This is a genomic window from Protofrankia sp. Cas3, assembly GCF_963555955.1.
Classification (GTDB): Bacteria; Actinomycetota; Actinomycetes; order Frankiales; family Frankiaceae; genus Protofrankia.
Genome location: NZ_CAUVXP010000230.1, coordinates 1 through 6602 on the forward strand (window position 1 = coordinate 1; position 6602 = coordinate 6602).

8 protein-coding genes and 1 pseudogene are annotated in these 6602 nt (G+C 65.9%); 5 read left to right on the forward strand and 4 right to left on the reverse strand.

The window, feature by feature from the left end; translation table 11 throughout:
* A partial coding sequence (locus U9983_RS25825; RefSeq protein WP_416211547.1) for an ATP-binding cassette domain-containing protein occupies nt 1–395 on the reverse strand: 395 nt, incomplete at its 3' end.
* Nucleotides 396–1612: 1217 nt separating this feature from the next.
* Here U9983_RS25825 and U9983_RS25830 point away from each other — a divergent pair.
* Nucleotides 1613–2374 carry a hypothetical protein gene (locus U9983_RS25830; RefSeq protein ID WP_322756503.1) on the forward strand — a complete coding sequence of 254 codons (762 nt, stop codon included), beginning with the start codon at nt 1613–1615 and terminating at the stop codon, nt 2372–2374.
* Nucleotides 2304–3078: pseudogene (locus tag U9983_RS28165) on the forward strand (enoyl-CoA hydratase-related protein); the annotation flags it as partial. The gene U9983_RS25830 and the pseudogene U9983_RS28165, both read left to right, overlap by 71 nt.
* Before the next feature lie 50 nt (nt 3079–3128).
* Here the strand turns inward: U9983_RS28165 and U9983_RS25845 are convergent.
* Nucleotides 3129–3368: an acetate--CoA ligase family protein gene (locus U9983_RS25845; RefSeq protein WP_322756506.1), complete on the reverse strand. Its 240-nt coding sequence runs from the start codon at nt 3366–3368 to the stop codon at nt 3129–3131.
* Nucleotides 3369–3922: 554 nt separating this feature from the next.
* On the opposite strand from U9983_RS25845, the gene U9983_RS25850 reads away from it, so the two are divergent.
* Nucleotides 3923–4195, forward strand: coding sequence for a hypothetical protein (locus U9983_RS25850; RefSeq protein ID WP_322756507.1), 273 nt, complete (start codon nt 3923–3925; stop codon nt 4193–4195).
* Nucleotides 4196–4294: 99 nt separating this feature from the next.
* On the forward strand, nt 4295–5092 hold the full coding sequence (locus U9983_RS25855; RefSeq protein WP_322756508.1) for a FadR/GntR family transcriptional regulator: 798 nt from the start codon (nt 4295–4297) through the stop codon (nt 5090–5092).
* A gap of 13 nt (nt 5093–5105) precedes the next feature.
* Here U9983_RS25855 and U9983_RS25860 read toward each other — a convergent pair whose 3' ends face one another.
* Nucleotides 5106–5282, reverse strand: a complete 177-nt coding sequence (locus tag U9983_RS25860; protein WP_322756509.1) for a hypothetical protein — start codon at nt 5280–5282, stop codon at nt 5106–5108.
* A gap of 1 nt (nt 5283) precedes the next feature.
* Between U9983_RS25860 and U9983_RS25865 the strand changes: the two genes are divergently transcribed.
* On the forward strand, nt 5284–5406 hold the full coding sequence (locus U9983_RS25865; protein ID WP_322756510.1) for a hypothetical protein: 123 nt from the start codon (nt 5284–5286) through the stop codon (nt 5404–5406).
* 96 nt (nt 5407–5502) lie between these two features.
* On the opposite strand, the gene U9983_RS25870 is transcribed toward U9983_RS25865, so the two are convergent.
* A complete protein-coding gene (locus U9983_RS25870) occupies nt 5503–6276 on the reverse strand; it encodes a VOC family protein (protein ID WP_322756511.1) in 774 nt (257 codons plus the stop codon).
* Nucleotides 6277–6602: the final 326 nt, after the last annotated feature.

The window sequence follows — 6602 nt, forward strand, 5'->3', positions numbered from 1 at the left end:
CGGTCGAGTAGTTCCCGGCCCTGACGCTCGGCCGCTTCCCGCGGGATTCTCTTGACCTTGATCGGCCCGAGAGTGACGTTCTCCAACGCGGTCTTGTGCGCAAACAGGTTGAACGACTGGAAGACCATGCCCACTTCGGCGCGTAACCGCGCGAGGGCACGCCCCTCGTCGGGCAGTCGCTCCCCGCCAATCATGATCTGACCGGCGTCCACGGTCTCCAGGCGGTTGATACACCTGCACAGTGTCGACTTACCCGATCCCGAAGGGCCGATGACAACGACCACCTCACCGCTGTGCACAGTGAGGTTGATCTCGTGGAGTGCACGGAAACCACCAAACGATTTCTCGACGCCCGCCATGATGATCAGCGGTTCACCCCGAGCGTCCTCCGTCACGGTCAACCCTTCGGTCAGATTGAGCGGAACGGTAGCAGGTACAGGTCACCGACCGGTAGGGGAGTCCGGAATCCGGGCCTGTCCGGAAGTGGACTCCGCCGAATGCGCGGACATCCGACCAGACCCGGCTACGGCGCGCTTGCCTCCTGCCGGGCGGAGACCTCCGGGCGCAGGTCCGTCGGCAGCACGAGTTTGCGTGCCTCGCGCCGCAGTACTTTGCCGTAGGCGTTTTTGGGCAGGGCGTCGAGGTAGATGATCTGTTTGGGTTTCTTGAAGCTGGCGATGTGGGTACGGCTGAAGTCGATGAGTTCGTGTTCGGGTGGCGGGGACGACGGCCGCGACCACGTTCTCGCCCCAGAGCTGATCTGGTACTCCTAATACTACAGCCACAGTGATCTCTATGTGGCTGCGACTGGCGTGGCGGATGCTCGAGCGGCGCCTATCCGCCGACGAAAGTGGTAAGATAGCGCGGACACCATATTCGCCGAAGTCGTCTCGGAGATGGGCAGTCGACTGGTCGTGATCGTTCCCGCAACCACTTACCGCGATAACCTCCCGGCTGAGCACCATTCCGCATACGACCAGCTCTAGAACCAGGCAGACAAGATCTACCGCCTGGCCTTCCACGAGTCGAACTCCGACGCCCACATGCAGGCCAGCCGCTTACTGGTCGACAAGGTTGATCAACTGATCGCAGTGTGGGATGGACAACCAAGCCGAGGACCCGGCGGGACAGCCGATGTGATCGACTACGCGCACGCTAAGAACATCCCAGTCACCGTCATCTGGCCCGCAGGCGCGATAAGACCCTGAAGATCAGCCGTGTCGGGTAGCGGGGGCACATTGCTGTACCCCCGTCCCCTCAGACCTACTAATGGGAATCCTGGTTACTGGACCCGAGAAAATGCATCTGCGCAGGTCACGGGCCTGCCGGAGTCCAGCTACTTAGATTCCCTTTAGTACATCCGCCAGTAGGGCCGCAGGGTTGGCCGGATGTTGGCTGTAGACAGTGGGCGAGTGCCTGTCGCACAGGGAAAATCGGGGTTACCACACCAAACCGAGAATCCCAGGCGAAAGGCACCCGTCAGGTGGTCACGATACCCAGCGCCGAGTCGTCACGGAAGCCAGCGCCCCGGATGGGGTCGTCGTGGGGATCAGGCCGCGGGGCGGTGCCGCGCCGGCGGGAGCGAGTGCGGATCGGGTCGCCGGATCCGACGGTGACGGGGGCGGCGGGGCTGGTCGTGGTGACCGAGCTCGTCGACCGGCTCGACATCGTCGGGACGCTCGACGAGTGGATCGGGCCGATCAAGCAGCGGGACCGGGGGCTCAGCGGCGCGGAGTTACTCGTCGGGATGGCGACCAGTCAGCTCGCGGGCGAGTCGTCGCTGGCCGGGCTGGGCCGGTCGCGGGCGGATGCGGCGGGGGCGCGGCTCGCGCCGGTGCCGTTCGCCCCGTCCCGGACCGCGGCCCGGCTCGCGGAACGGTTCGGGCCCAGCCAGCTCGCCGGGATCGAGACCGGCCTGGCCGGGATCGCCGGGCAGATGATGGGCTTCCTGCCGGCGCAGCGGCGCGCCGAGCTCGTCACCCACCGCCCGACGCTGGACTGCGACTCGACCGACGTTGAGGTCTACGGCCACGCGAAGCATGGTCCCGGACCCGATGTCGATCAAGTCGAGAATCCGTTGACGATCTCCGGAAGCGCTACTGGCGGATGTAGGTCTGACTCCTGTGCATGCAGGGTCGGGGATCAAGACCCGGGGTGGGTGTTGGAGCACCGACCCCGGGTCGTTGCCGTTCCGGCGTTCGATCCGGGAACCGCCCGCCAGAAGATCCATTACGGCGAAACGGTGAGATCAACGAGGAACGGCACGCCCGTGACCTGCGAGACCCACGAAGTGGGGCGATATGGGTCCGATGTTCTCGTCCGGCCACGACATGGGCTCGAAGGTCGTGCTCGCCGAGCGAGCGCCCGGGCCTGACCAACACCCCAGTTGGCAGATCAACCGCGGCACCCGTGTCGGCGCGGAGCGGCAGATGCTGCAGGAATGGCACTACTTCTTCGACAACACCCGACGGTGGCGGAACCTGCGGAAAATCACCATCGCCCAGGTCCAGGGTGATGTGTACGCCGCCGGGCTCATGCTCATGTGGGCATGTGGGCATGTGGGCATGTGGGCATGTGGGCATGTGGGCATGTGATCTCATCGTGAGCGCAGAGAACGCCCGCTTCGCCGATGTCGTCGGCACTCGCCTGGGGATGTGCGGCGTCGAGTACTTCGCCCACCCCTGGGAGTTCGGACCCCGCAAGACCAAGGAGCTCATGCTCACCGGCGACTGCATCGACGCGCACGAAGCCCACGCCCTCGGGATGGTCGGCAAGGTGTTCGGAGTCGACGAGCTCGCCGAACGCACGCTGGAGTTCGCCCGCCGCATCGCCCAGCTCCCCACGATGACGGCGCTGCTGGTCAAGGAGGCGGTGAATCAGACGGTCGACAACATGGGCTTCCACACCGCGCTGAACGCCTGCTTCACGCTCCACCAGCTGAACCACGCACACTGGGCCGGGGTGAACGAGGACAAGTTGCCGATCGCCAAAGAGGATGCCGGCATCGCGAAGTGGAGCGACACTCTCCCGGTCGTCCCCGCGGTGAAGGACAAAGTCCGGGCCGACGACGTGCGTTAGGCCGACGTGCACGAGGCCGTGTCCACCGGACGCGGCCTCACAGGCTCGGCCTAACGGGCGCGCAACACGATCCATGCGTCGAGGACGGTGACGCCCTTCCCTGCGTCGTGCACCACGACGGGGTTCAGGTCGAGCTCGGCGACGTCACCGTGCTCGACGAGCGCCCCGACCCGGACGAGCAGGTCGGCGAGCGCCGCCACGTCGGCGACCGGGCGGCCGCGGGCGCCCGCGAGCACGGGGGCCGCGCAGCGGAGCCGCTCGATGTTGACGGCGACGCCGGGCGAGGACATGTCGACGATGAGTTGGCTCAGGCCGCCGTGCCTGTCGTCGCCGGCCGGTGCCTTTCAGCAGAGGACCACGAAGTAGTGGCCGTGGTGGGCGTGGCTCGTCCTTCGGGCCCAACGTGACGAGCGGGAAGGCCGGCAGATCAGCCATCGGCCTTGGTGACGCCCTCGAGCTCCATGTGCGTTCCCTTCCCGCGCCGGGCCATCTCGCTGATAATGCTATAGTATAGTAACGATTTAAAGATCTGGGCTGCTTACCGGCGAACCCGTGGTTGGCGGACCTGACGGGGACCACCGTTTCAGTCCCGGCGACGAGCACCGGCCACGGACACAAAGAGGGGTTTGATGGACTACTCGCGGTACCGGCACCTCGAGGTCACGCAGGACGGCGGGATTGTGACGGTCACGATCAACCGTCCCGAGGTGAAGAACGCAATCCATCACGAGCTCCACGAGGAATTCGCGCCGATCTCGACATCGACGATTCGTGCGATGTCGTCGTCCTCACCGGTGCCGCCGGCGCGTTCTCGGGGGGCGGCGATCTCAACTGGATCCTGGCCATGTGCGGCGACTTCGTCTACGCGACGCCCGAGGCCGTTCCCGACGACCAGCTCGATGCGCTCGTCGACGCCATGGCGCAGCGTCTCGCGTCCGGCGCGTCCGGCGCTATCAAGTACACCAAGGCCGCCATCAATGCCGGCCTCAAGGTGACCGCCGCTGCCGTCATCGATCGGGCTTCCGCCTTCGAGAACCTCACCCAGTTCACGAACGACAACCGAATCGCCGCCGAGGCTTTCCTCGCCAAGGAGAAGCCCGTTTTCACCCGGTCCTGAGCCTCGGCTGGTGTCCTGAAGCTCGACTGGTGTTCTGAGCCTCAGCTAATAGAGACAGGGGGCAAGTAGCTCAGTGTCCAGACGTTGTGACGTGGTCTCATGAGCGATCGTCCGGTATCCCTTGCCAAGGGCCGTGTCCGCGTCAATCGGGTCGCCGATATCGTGGCGGATCGCATCCGCGAGCTCATTGTCACCGGCGACCTGGCGGACGGCGATCGCCTGCCACGCCTGGATGTTCTGCTCAAGGACTTCGGCGTCAGCGGGCCCTCGATGCGCGAGGCCCTGCGCGTCCTGGAGTCCGAGGGGCTCATCACCGTTCAACGCGGCAGCATCGGCGGCGCCGTGGTCCACCGTCCCGACGCGAAGACCGCTGCCTACATCGTGGCCCTGGTGCTGCGTAGTCGAGGCACGCAGTTGCGCGATGTGTTCGAGGGCATGTCCCTTCTCGAGCCGGTGTGTGCGATGTTGTGCGCGCGTCGCCCGGACCGTAAGACGACGGTGGTATCCGAGCTGCGCAAGGTCAACGGTGCCTCTCGCCGGCTCATCGACGGCGATGAGCTGGCCTTCAACGAGACCATGGCCGCGTTTCACGAGACGTTGGTGCAGCGGTGTGGCAACGAGACGCTCACGCTCGTGGCCGGGATCTTGGAATCGATCTGGCTCGTCCATGAACGGTCCTGGGCCGAGGCCAAGACCGCGCGGGGCGCCTTGCTCAGCCGGCCGGAGAAGCTGAAGAGGCTCGAGTCCCATGAGAAGATCTGCGACCTGATCGAGGCTGGCGAGGAGCGCAGGGTTGCGGAAGCCATGACCGAGCACATCGAGGTCCAGTTCATCTACAGCGAATGGCTCGACCCCACCGAACGCGTGGATGCCCGGGCCATCCGGCACGACACGTAAAAGCGCCCGGCGCTCAGCGAGCGGCGCGGGGGCTGAACAGCCCATGGGCGTTGTCGTGCATGATCTTGCGAACCCCATCCTGGTCGAAACTCGTCAAGGACTCGGTGAAGGTGACGGGCTCGGCCAGGCCGTCGGTGTGGGGGTAGTCCGAACCGAAGCGGAAGGCGATCTCCCCCTTCAAGGTGCCCACGGTGGTGAAGGTCGTCGCCGAGGAGGACATCCCGTTCCTGCCCAGCAGCAAGGCGGACAAGCGAGGCATCGCCGCCATGCTCGCTCGGCATCGGGAGGCACAGCTGACCGCGCCGGCCGGCTGACCGGCGCGCTCCCCGGCGATCGACTGTGTCGATCGCCGGGGAGCCTGCGTCGCAGCTCGCTGGTCGAACGAAAGTTTTCAAACAGACTCGTACCGGTCAGGCGAGCCTGATGATTCCGAATGTCTCCCGGTGTGGGCCGGCGAGCACCGCAAACCGGCCGGTTGGAATGTCCATCGGCGGCATCAGGAGCGACCCGCCGAGCGCCTGTGCCTCGGTGACCGCTGCGTCGGTGTCGGTGACCGCGAAATAGGTCAACCAGAACGACGGGACCTCAGCGGGGATGTTCGGTGGCATGGGCATCATCCCGGCGATCGTCTCGCCGTCACGCTTCCACCCGTAGTACTCCATCGGGCCGCCCTGCGCCCCGGAGTCGTCCACCGCCCAACCGAACACCGCCGGGTAGAACGCCTTCGCCGCGGACAGGTCGCGCGTGTCCAACTCGTTCCAGCAGAACGCGCCGGGCTCGTTCGCCAACTCGGCGCCCTTGACCTCCCCCGGCTGCCACACCGACACGGCCGCACCCGCCGGATCGGTGAACACCGCCATGCGGCCCGCCTCCATGACGTCCATCGGCCCGGCGAGCACCCGCCCGCCGGCACCGAGAACCGCCTCCGCCGTCTTGTCCACATCATCAACGCTGATGTAGGTGTTCCAGGTCGGGGGCTGCCCCTCGCCGAACAGCGGGCCCAGACCTGCGACCAGCTTGCCGCGGAGCGTAAACATCGTGTAACCGCCCGCCCCCGGGTCCGGTACCTCCTGCGCCTCCCAGCCGAGCAGGCCGCTGTAGAAGGACCTGGACGCCTCGAGGTCGGGGCTACCGAGATCCACCCAGCACGGAGTCCCCGCCGGATAGGACATGAACTCGGCCATGACAACCACCTCCTGTAGACACGTCAGACGCTGTAGCGCCTCGCATGGATCGGACGGTAGCGGTCGCCTCCGACAGTTTCCACGGCGGGCTCGATGAAACGTCGCCGAATATTCTGGCGGTTGACGCGGGAAAGGGACGGGCCGTGTGCTCCACCCCACAGACACGGATCCAGCGGTGGTCGGGCCGATATGCACATCCTGTACGAACAAATGTTCGACTTTGTGGGCATTTCGGGTTATCGTTGATCTATGCAGAGCGCCGCCGCCACCGCCCGCCCGGGCCGGGAGCATCCCGTCCTCGCCGGGCTGGACGCGGTCGCCACCGA

Excerpts from the sequence above, each read along its gene's own strand:
- U9983_RS25845 (WP_322756506.1), bottom strand. The coding sequence starts at position 3,368 with ATGTCCTCGCCCGGCGTCGCCGTCAACATCGAGCGGCTCCGCTGCGCG.
- U9983_RS25870 (WP_322756511.1), bottom strand. The coding sequence starts at position 6,276 with ATGGCCGAGTTCATGTCCTATCCGGCGGGGACTCCGTGCTGGGTGGAT.
- U9983_RS25850 (WP_322756507.1), top strand. The coding sequence starts at position 3,923 with ATGTGCGGCGACTTCGTCTACGCGACGCCCGAGGCCGTTCCCGACGAC.
- U9983_RS25855 (WP_322756508.1), top strand. The coding sequence starts at position 4,295 with ATGAGCGATCGTCCGGTATCCCTTGCCAAGGGCCGTGTCCGCGTCAAT.